Source organism: Buchnera aphidicola (Myzocallis carpini), assembly GCF_964059025.1.
GTDB classification, from domain to species: domain Bacteria; phylum Pseudomonadota; class Gammaproteobacteria; order Enterobacterales; family Enterobacteriaceae; genus Buchnera_L; species Buchnera_L aphidicola_AK.
Window position 1 is genome coordinate 218,436 of the sequence record NZ_OZ060376.1, and the last position, 17,026, is coordinate 235,461.

At 22.4% G+C, this 17,026-nt stretch carries 13 protein-coding genes and 1 pseudogene; 6 read left to right on the top strand and 8 right to left on the bottom strand.

Annotation, left to right across the window (positions count from 1 at the left end):
* Positions 1–40: 40 nt before the first annotated feature.
* The 3 genes from trpCF to AB4W53_RS00995 all read right to left on the bottom strand — a co-directional run bounded on the left by trpCF (position 41) and on the right by AB4W53_RS00995 (position 3,732).
* Positions 41–1,399, bottom strand: coding sequence for a bifunctional indole-3-glycerol-phosphate synthase TrpC/phosphoribosylanthranilate isomerase TrpF (gene trpCF, locus AB4W53_RS00985; protein ID WP_367672107.1), 1,359 nt, complete (start codon positions 1,397–1,399; stop codon positions 41–43).
* Entirely contained in the window at positions 1,396–2,400 is a 1,005-nt protein-coding gene (gene trpD, locus AB4W53_RS00990) for an anthranilate phosphoribosyltransferase (RefSeq protein ID WP_367672108.1), read from the bottom strand. The genes trpCF and trpD overlap by 4 nt, the downstream gene beginning before the upstream one ends.
* A gap of 546 nt (positions 2,401–2,946) precedes the next feature.
* A complete protein-coding gene (locus AB4W53_RS00995) occupies positions 2,947–3,732 on the bottom strand; it encodes an inositol monophosphatase family protein (RefSeq protein WP_367671552.1) in 786 nt (261 codons plus the stop codon).
* A gap of 109 nt (positions 3,733–3,841) precedes the next feature.
* Here AB4W53_RS00995 and rlmN point away from each other — a divergent pair, with 109 nt between their 5' ends.
* The 3 genes from rlmN (at position 3,842) to glyA (ending at position 7,653) form a co-directional block, all read left to right on the top strand.
* Positions 3,842–4,924 carry a 23S rRNA (adenine(2503)-C(2))-methyltransferase RlmN gene (rlmN, locus tag AB4W53_RS01000; RefSeq protein WP_367671554.1) on the top strand — a complete coding sequence of 361 codons (1,083 nt, stop codon included), beginning with the start codon at positions 3,842–3,844 and terminating at the stop codon, positions 4,922–4,924.
* Between the two features lie 113 nt (positions 4,925–5,037).
* Positions 5,038–6,330, top strand: coding sequence for a histidine--tRNA ligase (hisS, locus tag AB4W53_RS01005; protein WP_367671555.1), 1,293 nt, complete (start codon positions 5,038–5,040; stop codon positions 6,328–6,330).
* 69 nt (positions 6,331–6,399) lie between these two features.
* Positions 6,400–7,653, top strand: coding sequence for a serine hydroxymethyltransferase (gene glyA, locus AB4W53_RS01010; protein ID WP_367671556.1), 1,254 nt, complete (start codon positions 6,400–6,402; stop codon positions 7,651–7,653).
* Between the two features lie 62 nt (positions 7,654–7,715).
* Here the strand turns inward: glyA and bioD are convergent, their stop codons facing one another.
* Both bioD and bioB read right to left on the bottom strand, forming a co-directional pair.
* Positions 7,716–8,390 (bottom strand): dethiobiotin synthase, encoded by a 675-nt coding sequence (gene bioD / locus AB4W53_RS01015; RefSeq protein WP_367671558.1) that lies wholly within the window; start codon positions 8,388–8,390, stop codon positions 7,716–7,718.
* A 166-nt stretch (positions 8,391–8,556) separates the two neighbouring features.
* Positions 8,557–9,480: pseudogene (gene bioB / locus AB4W53_RS01020) on the bottom strand (biotin synthase BioB); the annotation flags it as partial.
* 78 nt (positions 9,481–9,558) lie between these two features.
* Between bioB and bioA the strand changes: the two are divergent.
* Positions 9,559–10,848 carry an adenosylmethionine--8-amino-7-oxononanoate transaminase gene (bioA, locus tag AB4W53_RS01025; RefSeq protein ID WP_367671559.1) on the top strand — a complete coding sequence of 430 codons (1,290 nt, stop codon included), beginning with the start codon at positions 9,559–9,561 and terminating at the stop codon, positions 10,846–10,848.
* A 67-nt stretch (positions 10,849–10,915) separates the two neighbouring features.
* Here the strand turns inward: bioA and AB4W53_RS01030 are convergent, their stop codons facing one another.
* A complete protein-coding gene (locus AB4W53_RS01030) occupies positions 10,916–11,920 on the bottom strand; it encodes a beta-propeller fold lactonase family protein (protein ID WP_367671561.1) in 1,005 nt (334 codons plus the stop codon).
* Positions 11,921–11,941: 21 nt separating this feature from the next.
* Positions 11,942–14,008 (bottom strand): transcription-repair coupling factor, encoded by a 2,067-nt coding sequence (gene mfd, locus AB4W53_RS01035; RefSeq protein WP_367671563.1) that lies wholly within the window; start codon positions 14,006–14,008, stop codon positions 11,942–11,944.
* Between the two features lie 227 nt (positions 14,009–14,235).
* On the opposite strand from mfd, the gene gap reads away from it, so the two are divergent.
* Complete coding sequence (gap, locus tag AB4W53_RS01040; RefSeq protein ID WP_367671565.1) at positions 14,236–15,234, top strand: type I glyceraldehyde-3-phosphate dehydrogenase; 999 nt, start codon at positions 14,236–14,238, stop codon at positions 15,232–15,234.
* Positions 15,235–15,316: 82 nt separating this feature from the next.
* On the opposite strand, the gene fldA is transcribed toward gap, so the two are convergent.
* A complete protein-coding gene (gene fldA / locus AB4W53_RS01045; RefSeq protein ID WP_367671567.1) occupies positions 15,317–15,862 on the bottom strand; it encodes a flavodoxin FldA in 546 nt (181 codons plus the stop codon).
* 370 nt (positions 15,863–16,232) lie between these two features.
* Between fldA and AB4W53_RS01050 the strand changes: the two genes are divergently transcribed.
* Positions 16,233–16,976, top strand: a complete 744-nt coding sequence (locus AB4W53_RS01050) for a Nif3-like dinuclear metal center hexameric protein (protein ID WP_367671569.1) — start codon at positions 16,233–16,235, stop codon at positions 16,974–16,976.
* Positions 16,977–17,026 lie beyond the last annotated feature (50 nt).

Consider the following 17,026-nt stretch of genomic DNA (forward strand, 5'->3'; position numbering starts at 1 on the left):
TATTTGATAAATGTAATATTATTTCTTGTAATAATTATTATTATGCTCGTATTTTTTTAAATAGTTCTTTGATTTTTTTATAATCTTTAACCCCTTTATGTGTTTCTAACTTTGAATTAAAGTCTAATCCATAACAATTGAGTTTTTCTGCTTTATGATAATTTTGTATAGATAAACCACCAGATAAAAAACATTTATTTAAATTATATTTTGGGATTTTTGACCAATCAAAACACTTTCCACTACCACCTGTTTTATTATCAAATAAATAATAATCAATATTTTGAAAGTGAATATTATTTCGTTCTTCATTAATATATAATGCTTTCCAAATTTTAATTTTTTTATGAATTTTTTTTTTTAAATTATTAATATATTCCTGATCTTCATTGCCATGTAATTGTATTGCATGTAATGGCAATTGATTTATAATAGATAAAATATTTTCAATTTTTTCATTTTGAAAAACACCGACATATTTGAGAAAAGTATCAGAAATAATATTTTCTGCTATTTGAATTGTAATATAACGAATTGATTTTGGTACAAAAATTAATCCTCCATATACTGCTCCAAATTTTTTTATTTTTTGCGCATCTTGTATTTTTCTTAATCCACAAACTTTGTTTTCTCCAAAAATAATACTATTGATTTTTATGGCAATATTTTTAGATTGCATAATAGATGAACCAATTAAAAATCCATGTACTATTTTTTTTAATTTTTTAATTTGTTGATTATTATATATTCCAGATTCACTAATTATAGTTTTTTCTTTTGGAATTAAAGGAGCTAACTGATATGTTTTATTCATATTAATAGATAAATCTTCAAGATTTCTATTATTAATTCCAATAACTTGAGCTTGTAATTGAATGGCTCTATTTAATTCAGAAGTATTATTGATTTCAGTTAAAACTCCCATATTTAAATTATGTGCAATATCTGAAAGTATTTTATATTCATTATCATTTAATACAGATAACATTAATAAAATCGCATCAGCATTATAATATCGTGCTAAATATATTTGGTATGGATCTATAAAAAAATCTTTACATAATATTGGTTGTTTAACTAATGTGTGCATGATTTGTAAGAATTGAAAAGATCCTTGAAAATATTTTTCTTCTGTTAGTACTGAAATAATTGTTGCATGTTTTTTATAATATTTTGCAATTTTAATAATATCAAAGTGTTTATTAATTATTCCTTTAGAAGGAGATTTTTTTTTTGCCTCTAAAATAAAACATGGGCGAGTAGTTTTAATTTTTTCATAAAAATTTCGATTAGAGTTTTTTATATTCTTTTTTATGATCTCTAATGAATATTGTTTTTTATATTTCTTCAGCCATTCAAATTTATTATATATAATTTCTTTCAGTATGTTTTTCTTCATATATATGATCTTTTAATAATTTTTTGGATATGTATATTAACTTCTCCATTTTGTATTTTTTTAAGAGCATTTTGTGTATTTTCTATAAGATTATTGTATCCAAATAATTTTAATAATATAGCTGTATTTACAGCAATTAAATATTGATATTCTATTTTTCCTTGAGTACTAAATAAATTTTTGCAAATATTATAATTTTTTTCAGGAGAATTATTGAAAAAAAATTTTTTTGAAATATTTTCTAATCCAAAGTCTTGTGGAGATAATGTATATGAAAGAATTTTATCATAATTCACTTCTACTACTTTTGTAACACTATGTAATGTAACTTCATCGATACCATCACTATGAATAATAAATGCTTTTTGATATTTTAAAAATTTTAAAATATTAGCTATAGGAAATAGTAATTTTTCAGAATATACGCCAATAACAGATAATTTTGGATGAGCAGGATTTAATAAAGGACCTAAGATATTAAATATAGTTTTTGTTTTTAATATTTTTCTCACTAATTTTGCATATTGAAAACCTGGATGATATTGAGGAGCAAATAAAAAACAAATGTTAAGATTATCTAACATTTTTTTAGATTCTTGTGTATTTAAATGAATATTGATATTGAGTTTTTGTAGTATATCTGATGAACCTATTTTACTTGATATTCCTGTATTACAATGTTTAATAATTTTTACATTAAATGAAGAGGCTACTAAAGCGCTCATTGTAGATATGTTAATTGTATTGAAATTATCTCCTCCAGTTCCTGCAATATCTGCAAATGGATATTCTGGTTTTGGAAAATATACAGAATGTTTTTGAAACGCTTTTACCGCTCCAAGAATTTCTTCTATAGATGGAGAACGTATTTTTATGGCTGTTAAGATTGCTGATAATTCTATTGGGTGAAGTTTATTATTTATGATATGATCAAATAAATAATAACTTTCTGATTCATTTAAATTTTTTAAATGATATAATTTATTAAAGATTGTTTTCATGATTATATGATATATCTACTATAATAATATATTTATATGTTATCTGAAATAAAATATATTATTAAAAATTTTATTAATGTAATAAAATTTATAATTTATTATTTTTTATGTTAATCACCAATTCAATCATATAATTTTATTATAAATATTGAAATGATGTATTCAAATTTTTTATTATAAATATTGTTATATAAATACTAAAGAATGATAATATCATTTTATGATAACATAATGAAAAATTTTTGAAATATTGGTAATAATTATAGAATTAAAATATTATTGTACTATCATAGAAAAATATAAAAAGATAGTATTATTACTTTCACATACCTATATTGAATATTATCTATGTTACATTCAATTTAAATTACTATAGTTAAAAATATTAATATTATTGATTCATAATACCATCAATAATAATTATCGTTGCATATTTTTGAAAAATATAGTATTTGTTGTAATTGAAAAATATTAAAATTTTAGACAAATCAATTTTTTATTTTAAAAAATTTTATAACATTTATATTGAACAAATGAATTTAAAAATTATTTAAATATATTTTTGATAAATTGCATACATTTATTGTTACTAACATAACACATACCCAGGATGTTATTATTGATGTCTTTTAAAGATGTAACCAGTCCCCCTGATTCTTTTATATACAATTTTCCAATATCAAATATTTTTTTTTTTTGATTAAAATCTATTACAAAATCTAATTTACCACTAGATAAATACATAAATTCTAAAATAATACATCCTGTAATTCTAAGATTTATTTTAGCATTAAGAAAATTTTTAAAAATGTTATCCAAGAAAAATTTTTTTTGTACATAATTTGTAATATGACTAATTGAAATAATTGAATTGTTTATATTGAAAGAATTATTACACCTGATTCTATTTTTATTTAATTGTGTTCCTTTGCCTTGAATAGCAGTAAATAATTCATCTCGAATAGGATCATAGATTACAGAAAATGCAATTTTATTTTTTATATATATTGCTATTGAAAGACAAAAATGAGGAATATTTTTTATAAAATTCTTTGTTCCATATATAGGTTGTAAATCCCATATAATATTTGTTTTTTTAATAAAAGTAGTATTTTTTTGGTTGAGTATTATATGATTTGGATAAAATTTCAGAATTTTTGCAATCATTACCTTTTCTGTTTTATAAATGATGTTATGTATTAAGCTAATATGATAATTTTTGTTATTTTGTATATTCTTGATATCATAATTAATATTATTATAATACCTATTAATAATAATGTTACCACCGTTTCTAATAGCACAAATGGCTACGTTTAGTATTGGATACATTACATTTTCCTAAAGGTATATCACATATTATAACGCTTTCATGAAAAAGTATTAATATAATAATACTGTATCTTGTAAAAATAACATATTACTTTATGAAGAAATAATTATGGATAGTATATTACATAAAGATATTTTTTATAATAAAATTAATTTATTAAATTTAGATCGCGATCAAATGCAAAATTTCTTGCTTTCATTAGGAGAAAAAAGGTTTTGTGCAGATCAAATAATGATATGGATATACCGTCATTTTTGTAATGATTTTGATAAAATGTATAATATTTCAATCAATTTGAGAAATAAGTTAAAAAAAATTAGTATTATTCAAGCGCCAAAATTTATAAAAGAACAACATTCTATTGATAATACAATAAAATGGATAGTTTCAGTAAATCATGGAATGGTTGAAACAGTATATATTCCTGAAAAGAAAAGAGGAACATTATGTATTTCTTCACAAATTGGATGTATTTTAAATTGTTCCTTTTGTTCGACTGGTATGCAGGGTTTTTGTCGTAATTTGTTAGTTTTTGAAATTATTGGGCAAATATGGATTGCATTACAAAAAATTAATGACTATAACAATATAGCATATCCCCCTATTACAAATATAGTAATGATGGGTATGGGAGAACCGTTATTAAATTTCAACAATGTTGTTACTGCTTTAAAAATTATCTCAGATACTTTTGGATTTAATATTTCAAAAAAAAAAATTGTTTTGTCAACAGCAGGTATTGTTCCTGCTTTAAACAAATTATCTCATACCATTGATGTTAAATTAGCTATTTCATTACATGCCCCAAATGATATTATAAGAACTCAGTTAATGCCAATAAATAAAAAATATAATATAGCATCTGTTTTATCTTCTGTATTGAATTTTTTAAAATTTTCTAAACTCAATAAAAATGGAGTTATGATAGAATATATTATGTTAAATAATATTAACGATACTTTATTACATGCGAAAGAATTAGCAACAATATTAAAAAATGTACCAAGTAAAATTAATTTAATTCCTTGGAATTATCTCCCTAATACTAATTTTCTCTGTAGTAATTTTAAAAGAATATATTCTTTTTTAAATTTTTTATCTTGTAAAGGTTTTGTAGTAACGATTAGAAAATCTCGTGGACAAGACATTAATGCGGCATGTGGTCAATTAACTAGTACAAATATGAAGTAGTTTGATACTTTACAATATATAATATAATATATAAATAAATTCGGTAAAAATAGAAATATCACAATTATATTATTATGTGTTATATATGAAATTTAATATTTTAGGAAAATTACGTGAAGGATATTTTTCAATCTGTTAAGGGTATGCATGACTATCTTCCAAAAGAATTAATATTATGGAATAAAGTAGAAAATATATTGAAAGAAATATTATTTAATTATAGTTATTTTGAAATTAGATTACCTATTGTAGAAAACACAATATTATTTAAAAAATCTATGGGGTCTATGACGGATATTATTGGAAAAGAAATGTATTCTTTCAATGATAAAAATGGAAATAATTTAACTTTAAGACCAGAAGCAACTGTAGGTTGTGTCAGGTCTATGATTCAAAATCAATTACTATATCATAAAAAACAAAAATTATGGTATTATGGACCTATGTTTCGATATGAACGTCCACAGAAAGGAAGATATCGACAATTTTTTCAATTTGGAATAGAAACATTTGGTTTTTTAGAACCAGAAATAGAATTAGAAGTTATTATATTGATCAACAAATTTTTGAAAAAATTAAATATTTCCGATTATGTATTTTTAGAAATTAATTCTATTGGATCTCTTGCATCTCGAAAAAAATATCAAAACATATTAAAACATTTTTTGTATAAACATATTGATTTATTAGATAATCATTGCATTAATCAATTACATAATAATTCTTTAAGAATATTAGATAGTAAAAGTACAAAAATACAAAATATACTCAAAAAATCTCCTATACTTATGGATTTTATTACTTCTCAAGAACGTATACATTTTCAGAAATTATGTAATCTTATGGATTCTTTTAATATTCAATATATTATTAATCCCAGATTAGTCAGAGGATTAGATTATTATAATAATACTGTTTTTGAATGGAAAACAAATTTTTTAGGTTCTAAAAATACAATATGCGCTGGAGGAAGATATGATACATTGGTAGAAAACTTAGGAGGACCTCAAACTCCAGCAATGGGATTAGCAATTGGAATGGAAAGATTATTATTACTATTAAAATCATTATCTATTTTTAATGAAAAAAATATTATGATTGATATTTATATTTTATTGGATAGTGAAGAAATTAAATTATTTGCAATTGATTTATCAGAAAATATTAGAAATAATTTTCCTATGTTAAAAACTTTTTTAGAATTTCAACCAGTAAATTTCAACAAGATATTTAAAAATATTAAAAAATATAATACTAACATACTTTTATTATTAGAAAAAAATAAAATAAAAAATAATTTAATTCGTTTTTATAATTTTATAAACAAAGAAAATTGTATAGTTCATATAAATAATCTTATAAAAAAAATACATTCTGATTACTTTGATAAATATAATAGAAAATAATTTAAAATAATTTTATATAAATTTCATATTTATGAAAATATTTTTATAATAAAATATAGGATAATTTTTATGATTCAAAATAATTTACCCCTTGAAATTTTTGATAAGACAATATGGAATTTAATTAATAAAGAAAATAATAGACAAGAATATCACATTGAATTAATTGCTTCTGAAAATTATGCTAGTCGTGCTATTATGCAAGCACAGGGATCACAATTAACCAATAAATATGCAGAAGGATATCCAGAAAAACGTTATTACGGAGGTTGTAATTATGTTGATGAAATTGAAAAATTAGCTATTCAACGTGCAAAAAAATTATTTAAAGCAGATTATGCTAACGTACAACCTCATTCTGGTTCTCAAGCAAATTTTTCTGTATGCTTAGCATTATTAAAACCAGGAGATTTAATTTTAGGTATGAATTTATCACATGGGGGTCATTTAACTCATGGATCTGTAGTAAATTTTTCCGGAAAATTATATAATTCAATATCATATGGGTTAAATCAAGATGGTGATATTGATTATCTAGAATTAGAAAAAATGGCTCATAAATATCAACCAAAAATGATTATCGCAGGATTTTCATCATTTTCTGGTATTGTGAATTGGGAAAAAATACAAAATATTGCTCGTAATATTAATGCGTATTTCTTGGCTGATATAGCACATATTTCTGGATTAGTTGCAGTAGGATTGTATCCTAGTCCCATAGAATATGCTGATGTAGTTACAACAACTACACATAAAACATTATCTGGTCCTAGAGGTGGTTTAATACTTTCAAAAAATAAAAACGAACTATTTTATAAAAAGCTAAATTCTGCTGTTTTTCCAGGCAGTCAAGGTGGACCTTTAATGCATGTTATTGCAGCAAAAGCAATTTCTTTTAAAGAAGCTTTACAACCATGCTTTAAAAAATATCAACAACAAATTTTAAATAATGCAAAAATTATGGTAAGTACATTAATTAATAGTCAAATTGAGATTGTCTCTAAAAAAACTAAAAATCACTTATTTGTAATTGATTTAACTAAACATCAAGTAACTGGAAGAGAAATAGAACATGCATTAGGAAAAGCAAATATTATTGTAAATAAAAATAGTATTCCCAATGATTTACAGAGTCCTTTTATTACTTCTGGGATTCGTATTGGTACTGCAGCAATTACAAGAAGAGGTTTTAAAGAAAAGGAAGCAAAAATAATTTCTGATTGGTTAATTGCAATTATTAAAAATCATAAAAATTCTAAAAAAATATTAAATATAAAAAATCAAGTTCTAGAACTATGTAAACAATATCCAGTGTACAAATAATTTTTAGAATATAGTTATTTATATTACGTAACTATATTCTATTATTCAGTATATTAAAAATATTATTTTGGTAATGTAATACTATTTTTTTTACTAAATATATTTTTTATATTTTGAAAATATGGAAGATTTCCTAAATAAGGAGCCATGATATATTTTTTAATGGTTTTTATATAATATTTTAAATACTTTTCCTCTTGATTTACACAACAATTGGTAATCCATCCGGAACATTTTATTTTATCTTTTATAATTGCTTGATATGTTAAAATAGCGTGATTAATACAACCTAATTTTATTCCAATTACTAAAATTACAGGTATTTTTTCTATCAAGATCCATTTTGCAAAATTTGTTGTATGAAAAATTGGTGTATACCAACCTCCTATTCCTTCTATAATAATCCAATTAGATTTTTTTTGAAGATTTTTTAATCCCTGAGATATTTGATATAAATTTATTTTTTTATTTTTTTCAAAAAAAAAATTTGGTGGTAAAAAATCTTTTAAAGAAAATAAATTAATTTCTTTATATTTTAAATAAACACTACTATATTTTTTTAATAATAAAACATCACTATTAAATAATCCATGTTTTTTTTCTACACAACCAGCAGCAATAGGTTTATATCCTGCGGTATTATATCCTATTTGTGATGCTTTTTGTAATAAAATTGTTGATACTATTGTTTTTCCTATATTAGTATCTGTTCCAGTTATAAACCACATGTTTTTCATATTTAAAATTTTTTATAAAATATTCATAAAAGATATTCTACTTATTTTATATAAGTAGAATAATAATTTTTATAAAAATATTGTATCTTTAATAAAGTAATTATAATTTTTATTTTTGAATAACACTTTCTATTTGAGCATTTTTGATATTGATTTTTTTAGTTTGTAATCCCAATTTTTTGAATAATCGTAAATCATCTGATTGATTTGGATTATTTGTTGTCAGTAATTTACATCCATAAAAAATAGAATTTACACCGGCCATAAAACAAATTGTTTGCATATTTTGACTCATGTTTTCACGACCAGCTGACAGTCTAATGTAAGATGTTGGCATCATAATTCTTGCGACAGCAATAGTTTTAATAAAATCAATATTATCAATATTTTCGTTTTTTTCCATTGGTGTTCCTTTTATTTTTACTAACATATTAATAGGAACACTTTCAGGTATTTTTTTTAAATTCGCTAATTGCATTAATAATTCAGCTCTATCAGTATTATTTTCTCCTAATCCCAATATTCCTCCAGAACATATTTTAATACCGGAATCTCTAATAATATCTAATGTTTGTAATCGATCTTGATATGTTCTAGTAGTAACAATTTTTTTATATAATCGTGGAGAAGTATCTAAATTATGATTATAAAAATCTAATCCAGCTTTTGCTAATTGTATTGCTTGTGTTTTATTTACACTGCCTAAAGTCATACAAGTTTCCATATTCATCTTTTTGATTTCTTTAACAATATTTAATAAATATGGCATATCTCTTTCTTGAGGATTTTTCCATGCAGCACCCATGCAAAATCTATTTGATCCTGATGCTTTTGCTTTTTTAGCTGCTTTTAATACTTTTGCAATATCTAATAATTTTTCTTTTTTAATATTTGTTTTATATCTAGAACTTTGTGCACAATATTTACAGTCTTCTGGACACAACCCTGTTTTTATGGATAGTAAAGTACTAATTTGTATTTCATTAGGATTAAAATATTTCCTATGTATTTTTTGTGCTTCAAACATTAAATCCAAAAATGGTTTTTGAAATAATATATTAACTTCTTCTAATTTCCATATTTTTTTCATTTTTATTCCATACAGGTATATTCGATTAAATAAATAGTGTATACTGAAATACTTTAATATTTTGATATAGTAATAATTATGAATAAAAATAATTTGTATTTTAATTCTAAATATATTTGGCATCCATATGATTCTATAGTAAAACCATTACCATGTTATTTTGTTTCTTCTGCTAAAGGTGTGCATATTACACTACAGAGTGGCGTGCAAATTATAGATGGTATGTCATCTTGGTGGTCAGCGATTCATGGATATAACCATAAAAAATTAAATCAAGCTTTAAAAAAACAAATTGATCACATGTCTCACGTTATGTTTGGAGGTTTTACACATAAACCAGCTATTTCTTTGTGTAAAAGATTATTAAATATTTTACCTAAAAAATTAAAACGTATTTTTTTTTGTGATTCCGGTTCAGTTTCAATAGAAATAGCAATGAAAATGGCTCTACAATATTGGAAAGCTTTAAAAATAAAAAAAAATAAATTTTTGACAATACGTAATGGATATCACGGAGATACATTATTTGCAATGTCTGTATGTGATCCTGTAAATTCTATGCATAATTTATATCATAATGTGATACCAAAAAATTTATTTTCCAAACAACCTCAAATATCATTTCAAGAAAAGTGGAATATTTGTGATATTAAATCTTTTAATGATAATATGATGAAATTTCATCATATTATTGCAGCAGTAATTTTAGAACCTATTGTACAAGGTATAGGAAATATGCAATTTTATCATAGCGAATATTTAAAAAATATTAGATTAATATGTAATATATATAATATTCCACTAATTATAGATGAAATTGCTACTGGATTTGGTAGAACTGGTAAACTGTTTGCATTTCAATATTCTAATATTACTCCGGATATTTTATGTATTGGAAAAGCATTAACAGGAGGGATGTTAACTTTATCAGCTGTAATTACAACGCAAAAAATTTCTGATATTATTAGTAACAATTATCCTTACAAATTTATGCATGGCCCAACATTTATGGGGAATCCATTAGCTTGTGCTGTAGCAAGTAAAAATATTTCTATTTTACAAAAGGGGTTATGGAAACAACAAGTGCGTTGTATTGAAAAATATTTTATAAATAACTTATTTTTAATGAAAAATCATCCTCGTATTAAAGAAATACGTGTTTTAGGAGCAATTGCTGTCATTGAATGTTATCATTTTGTAAATTTAAAATTAATACAAAAATTTTTTGTTAATCATGGTGTATGGATTCGACCTTTTAAAAATATTATTTATTTAACTCCGCCATATATTATTAAGAAGTATTATTTAAAAAAAATGATTATAGCGATTAAATATGCGATTCAAAATAATAGATTTTTTATTTTATAAAAAATAAATATAGAATTTTACTATATCTTTCTTTTGAAAGATATAGTAAATAATAATTATATCATGTTTATATTGTATGGATTGTAATCCATGTTGGATTATTACCTACTGAATATTCATATAACGTATTTAAAAAACCATTTTTTTTAGAAATATTATGTACCATAACAGTATTAGATACTTGACCAATAGAAATTAAAAATTTATTTTTTTCATCAATAATAAATGATTTTGGTTGTTTTGCAGTATAAAAATTATTTACCATACTGAGTGTATAATGTTTATTGATTTGAAAAAGAGTAATTGTATTATGTAATCTATCAGAAGCATATAAATATTTTCCACAAGAAGTTATATGAATATCTGAAGACCAATATTGATTTTTGTTATTTTTTGGAAATAATTGAATATTTTGTATATGTTGTATATTTTTTTTAATATTATATATTTTCCAAACATCAATGGTGCCATTGAGTTCATTAATATTATATATATATTTTTTATTTGGGTGTAATGCCATATGCCTTGGTCCAGATTTTTCAAGACAATTAACATATTTCAATGTATCAAAAAAAATATTTTTTTTATTTTTAAAATCTTGAAAATTGTAACAATAAATACGATCTTGTAATAATGCAGGAAAAAAAACAAAATTATTTGAAAGATCGATATTTACCGAATGACATCCTTCTAAACCATAAAAATTCTTTACTATTGTGGTTGGTATGTGTTTATTATTAATATAACTGATGTTCATACAACCAGCATGATAATAACTACAAAATAAAAATTCTTCTTGAGCATCTGTAATAAGGTAATGAGGACTGTATGGGATATTAATTTTATCGATTTTTTTTAATTTTCCATTTTTTAAAATATCATAAATTAAAATTTTATAATAAGGACGTATACCAACGTATATTTTTTTTCTTTTTTGTAAAATAGTTATTGTTTGTCCTTCTCCATTATCGGTATCAATAATTTGTATTAAAAACATTTTTCCAGTATTTAATAGTTTCCACACTTCAATTGATTTATTACCAGCCGTCACTATATAAATAATTTGTTGCATAATATACCTAGATAATATTCTTTATGAATTTGATAACTTATCAACAGTAAATATATTTTTTATTTTTTTTAAAACATTAAATATCCATTTAATTCTTTTAATATCATCAAAAACTTTATAAAAATATTTTATAGAATATTTTTTTTCTATATTCCATTTTGTAAATTCTTCTGTACACAATTTAAATAATTTTTGTATATCAACTGTTTTTGGAATATGAAGAAAAGTAATTTTTCCTCCATATTTATTAGATTTTATTTTTGTAATTCCTATTTTATTAGATAGAATTTTGATTCTTATTAATAATATTAAGTTTTTTACTTCTTGAGGTAAAATACCAAAATTATTAATTAATTGTAATTGTATTTTTAATAAATCTTCTTTGTTATTTAATAAATATAATTTTTTGTAAAAATATACTCTTTGAGTAATATCAGGAATATATTTATTTGGTAATATATTGGGTATAGATAATTGTATTTCTGGTTGTTTTTTTTCTATTTCCGTAAGTGATAAAATAGATTTTTTTTTAATCAATTGAATTGTTTTATTTAATAATTCTATATAAAGAGATAACTCAATACTTTTAATATGCCCACTTTGATTATATCCCAATAATTCTCCTATACCTCTAATTTTTAAATCATGCATAGATAATTTTAATCCTGCACCAAAATCTTTAATAGATTTTATGGCTTGTAATCTTTTTTTTCCATTCAAAGAGATTTTTTTAAAATTTGATATTAATAACCAAGCATAAGCTTGTATATATGATCTACCTACTCTACCTCGCATTTGATGTAGTTGAGCTAATCCAAAGGAATCTGCATTTTCAATAATAATGGTATTTACAGTAGGAATGTCAATACCAGTTTCTATAATTGTTGTACATACTAAAATGTCAAATTTTTTTTGATAAAAATCATACATAATTTTTTTTAATTCATCACTATTCATTTGTCCATGACCAATATTAAACCTTGCTTCTGGAATCATTTTTTGTAATGTATATAATTTTTCTTCTAACATAGATACTTTATTACAAATATAATAAATCTGTCCTTTTCGTGATAATTCCAGTAATATAATTTTTTTAATTAAATGTATATTATATTTTTTAATAAAAGTTTTTACAGGTAATCTATTTTTTGGAGGAGTTGAAATAATTGATAAATCACGAATATTACTCATAACCATATTTAGTGTTCTAGGAATAGGTGTAGCTGTTAAAGTTAATATATCAATATTAGAAAAATTGTTTTTGATGTTTTCTTTTTGTTTAACTCCAAATCGATGTTCTTCATCTATAATGAGTAAACCTAAATTATGCCATATTAAATTATTTAGTAAAATTTTATGTGTTCCAATTAAAATATTAGTATATCCATTCTTAACATTTTCAATACATTGTAACTGTTCTGTTTTATTTTGAAATCTCGATAATACATTAATATTAATTTTCCATGTTGCAAATCTTTCTTGAAAACTTTTATAATGTTGTTGTGCTAATAAAGTAGTTGGTACTAAAACAATAACTTGTTTATTATTATTTACAGCAATAAATGCTGCTCGAATAGCAATTTCTGTTTTTCCAAAACCAACATCACCACAAATTAATCGATCCATAGGTATTGGTTTATTCATATCTTTGAGTACTGCTTTAATAACTTTTTTTTGATCTATGGTCATTTTATGTGGAAAATTTTTACAAAATATTTTATATTTTTCAATATTTATCTTAAATGAAAAACCAGGTTTAGAAAACCTATATGCATTACTATCTAATATTTTTGCTGCAATATCTGTAATATTTTTAAATATTTTTTTTCTTTCTTGATTCCATTTTCCACTTCCTAAAGTATGTAATACAACTTTTTCATTTTCACATATAGAATTATAATTTTTAATTAAATAAATATGGTATATTGGAACATATAATTTAGCATCATTTGCGTATAAAATTGTTAAATATTCCGTTTCAATATTATTATTTTTTAAAATAGTTAATCCCTGATATTTTCCAATTCCGTGTTTTAAATGAATAACTAGAGTATTTATATTGAATGAAAAGATAGTATTTGTAATCATAAATTAAGTAATATTATTAAAATATAATAATATATTATTATATCTATTTCTTATACATATCAAAAATAGATAATATAATTATCAATTATACTAAATACATATTGTTTATAATAACAATATATGAGCATGTTTTGACTTTAATAAAAGTAATATATTTATTTTATATATCAATACATTTTTTAGAATAAATATATAATATTTTTTGAATTTTATAACTGGTATATAATATGAAAATTAAAATTGGTATTAATGGATTTGGAAGAATTGGACGAATATTATTTCGAGTAGCACAAAATTATTCTAACATTGAAATTGTAGGTATTAATGACTTATTAGATGTCAATTATATAGCATATATGTTAAAATTGGATTCTACTCATGGAAGATTTCAGGGGTCCATAGAAGTGCAAAAAAATGCCATTGTTGTAAACAATAAAATAATAAGAATTTTTTCTAAAAAAAACCCCGAACAAATTCCATGGAAAACATTAAATACAGATATTGTTATTGAATCTACAGGAATTTTTTTAACTACAAAAGACGCATATAAACATATTATTGCAGGTGCAAAAAAAGTTATTATTACAGCTCCTCCAAAAGATGATACCCCTATGTTTGTTAATGGAGTCAATTTTAATTCTTATTCTAATCAATTAGTAGTATCAAATGCCTCTTGTACTACAAATTGTTTAGCTCCATTAGCAAAAATAATACATCAATCTTTTGGTATTCAAGAAGGTTTGATGACTACTGTACATGCTACTACCGCAACACAAAAAACTGTTGATTCTCCTTCACAAAAAGATTGGAGAGGAGGTAGAGGTGTTTTACAAAATATTATACCATCTTCTACTGGTGCAGCTATTGCAGTTGGAAAAGTTTTGCCAGAATTATATGGAAAATTAACTGGTATTGCATTTCGTGTTCCTACTCCCAATGTTTCTGTAGTAGATTTAACTGTTAAACTAATCAAATCAACTACTTATAAAGAAATTTGTGATGTTATTCAATATTCTTCAAAAAATGATATGAAAAATATTATAGGATATACTGAAGAAGATGTTGTTTCAACAGATTTTAATGGATCTTCATTAACATCTATTTTTGATGCAAAAGCAGGATTATCATTAAATAACAATTTTGTAAAATTAATTGCTTGGTATGATAATGAAACTGGTTATTCTAATAAAGTACTAGATTTGGCAGTATTAATACACAATAAATAGTATTTTATTTTTAATATTGAACAGAATATAGTAACGGAATAGTATTATTATATTTTGTTCAATAAAAATATATTATAATAATTTATATTGTTATATTTAGCATTTTAAATTTCTCTATTTTATTTATTTCATATAAAATTTGTTGTAACCATTTATTAATTCTTACAAGACTTTTTTCTTGTTGTCTATCTTCATCAATAATTAATCCAAAAAATTCTTTATCATTCATTAAAGCTTTAGAAGATTCAAATTGATATCCTTCATTAGGCCATTTCCCAATAATAGTTGCATTTTTCTTAATAAGAAAATGATATAAAATTCCTATTCCATCACAAAAATATTCACTATAATCTTCTTGATCACCACAACCAAATAATGCTACTATTTTATTTTTAAAATTTATCTTTTTTAAATTTGGTAAAAATTCATCCCAATCACATTGTACTTCTCCATAGTACCAAGTTGGAACTCCAAATATTAAAATATCAAATCGATTAATATCTTCTATTTTAGCATTTGCAATATCAAATAATTCTGCTATATCTGTTCCAATTTTTTTATAAATAATCTTTGCAATTTTTTCTGTATTACCGGTATCACTTCCAAAAAAAATTCCTATTTTATTCATAAATTCCTCTTGAAAATTTTCAAAAAAGATATTTTTTAATATCTATATTTTTAGTTTTATAAATGTAATATTGTATTATAAGTATTTATAATAAATATTTAAATATGTTATATACTATATAATGTAATTTTTGAAATTTTTTTAAAATAATTTTTTAAAATACAGAAATATTTTGAATTATTGATAAGGTATTTATCTAATAACATTATACCAACCTTATTACATTCAATATTGATACATATTGTATATGGTTTTTTAAATATTCAATATCATGTTGATAACAAATGATGATATTCAAGATTTATATTTCTGTTACAAACCTTAAAAATAAAAAAATTATAATATTTTTAAAAATATTGATAGGTTATATATGAACAATTATCAGTTAGAAGAAATTGTCAATAAAAAACTAAATTCGCATTTAATAAAAGATATTACTCCAAATGGTTTGCAAATAGAAGGATGTAAAAAAATTCAAAAAATTTTTGTCGGAGTCAGCATTTGTCAAAAATTAATAAACATTGCAATTCAGAAAAACGCCCAAGCAATTATTGTACATCATGGTTTTTTTTGGAACAATACATGTCAAAAAATTTTACACCATACAAGAAAAAGATTTAAATCCATTTTAAAAAATAATATTAACATATACAGTTGGCATCTTCCACTAGATATTCATAAAAAACTAGGTAATAATGTACAAATAGCAAATAAATTGAATATTACCATTGTTGATAAAATTAAAGATATAGTTTTAATAGGAAAATTTCAACATCCTATTTGTTCTAAAGATTTATATCATCTTATTAAAAAACAGTTTCAACAAATCCCAGTGTATTTTGAAAATAAAAAAAATAATATTATTAAAACTATTGCTTGGTGTAGTGGAAGAGGGCAAAAATTTATTCAATACACTCGTAATGCAAATATAGATGCTTTTTTAACAGGAGAAGCTTCTGAAGACACTATATATTATGCTCATGAAAATAATATTCATTTTTTTGCTGCAGGACATCATGCTACTGAACGATATGGAATACAAGCTTTAGGAAAATGGATTGCTAAAAAATATAATTTGTGTGTTAAATTTATAGATATCAACAACCCAATATAAAATTATTATTTTTTCTTTTTAATATATTAAATACGTTATTTCGATTATGA

Bases quoted from the DNA above. Each gene is read 5' to 3' on its own strand.
- trpCF (WP_367672107.1), bottom strand. From the start codon at position 1,399: ATGAAGAAAAACATACTGAAAGAAATTATATATAATAAATTTGAATGG.
- trpD (WP_367672108.1), bottom strand. From the start codon at position 2,400: ATGAAAACAATCTTTAATAAATTATATCATTTAAAAAATTTAAATGAA.
- AB4W53_RS00995 (WP_367671552.1), bottom strand. From the start codon at position 3,732: ATGTATCCAATACTAAACGTAGCCATTTGTGCTATTAGAAACGGTGGT.
- rlmN (WP_367671554.1), top strand. From the start codon at position 3,842: ATGGATAGTATATTACATAAAGATATTTTTTATAATAAAATTAATTTA.
- glyA (WP_367671556.1), top strand. From the start codon at position 6,400: ATGATTCAAAATAATTTACCCCTTGAAATTTTTGATAAGACAATATGG.
- bioD (WP_367671558.1), bottom strand. From the start codon at position 8,390: ATGAAAAACATGTGGTTTATAACTGGAACAGATACTAATATAGGAAAA.
- bioA (WP_367671559.1), top strand. From the start codon at position 9,559: ATGAATAAAAATAATTTGTATTTTAATTCTAAATATATTTGGCATCCA.
- AB4W53_RS01030 (WP_367671561.1), bottom strand. From the start codon at position 11,920: ATGCAACAAATTATTTATATAGTGACGGCTGGTAATAAATCAATTGAA.
- mfd (WP_367671563.1), bottom strand. From the start codon at position 14,008: ATGATTACAAATACTATCTTTTCATTCAATATAAATACTCTAGTTATT.
- gap (WP_367671565.1), top strand. From the start codon at position 14,236: ATGAAAATTAAAATTGGTATTAATGGATTTGGAAGAATTGGACGAATA.
- fldA (WP_367671567.1), bottom strand. From the start codon at position 15,862: ATGAATAAAATAGGAATTTTTTTTGGAAGTGATACCGGTAATACAGAA.
- AB4W53_RS01050 (WP_367671569.1), top strand. From the start codon at position 16,233: ATGAACAATTATCAGTTAGAAGAAATTGTCAATAAAAAACTAAATTCG.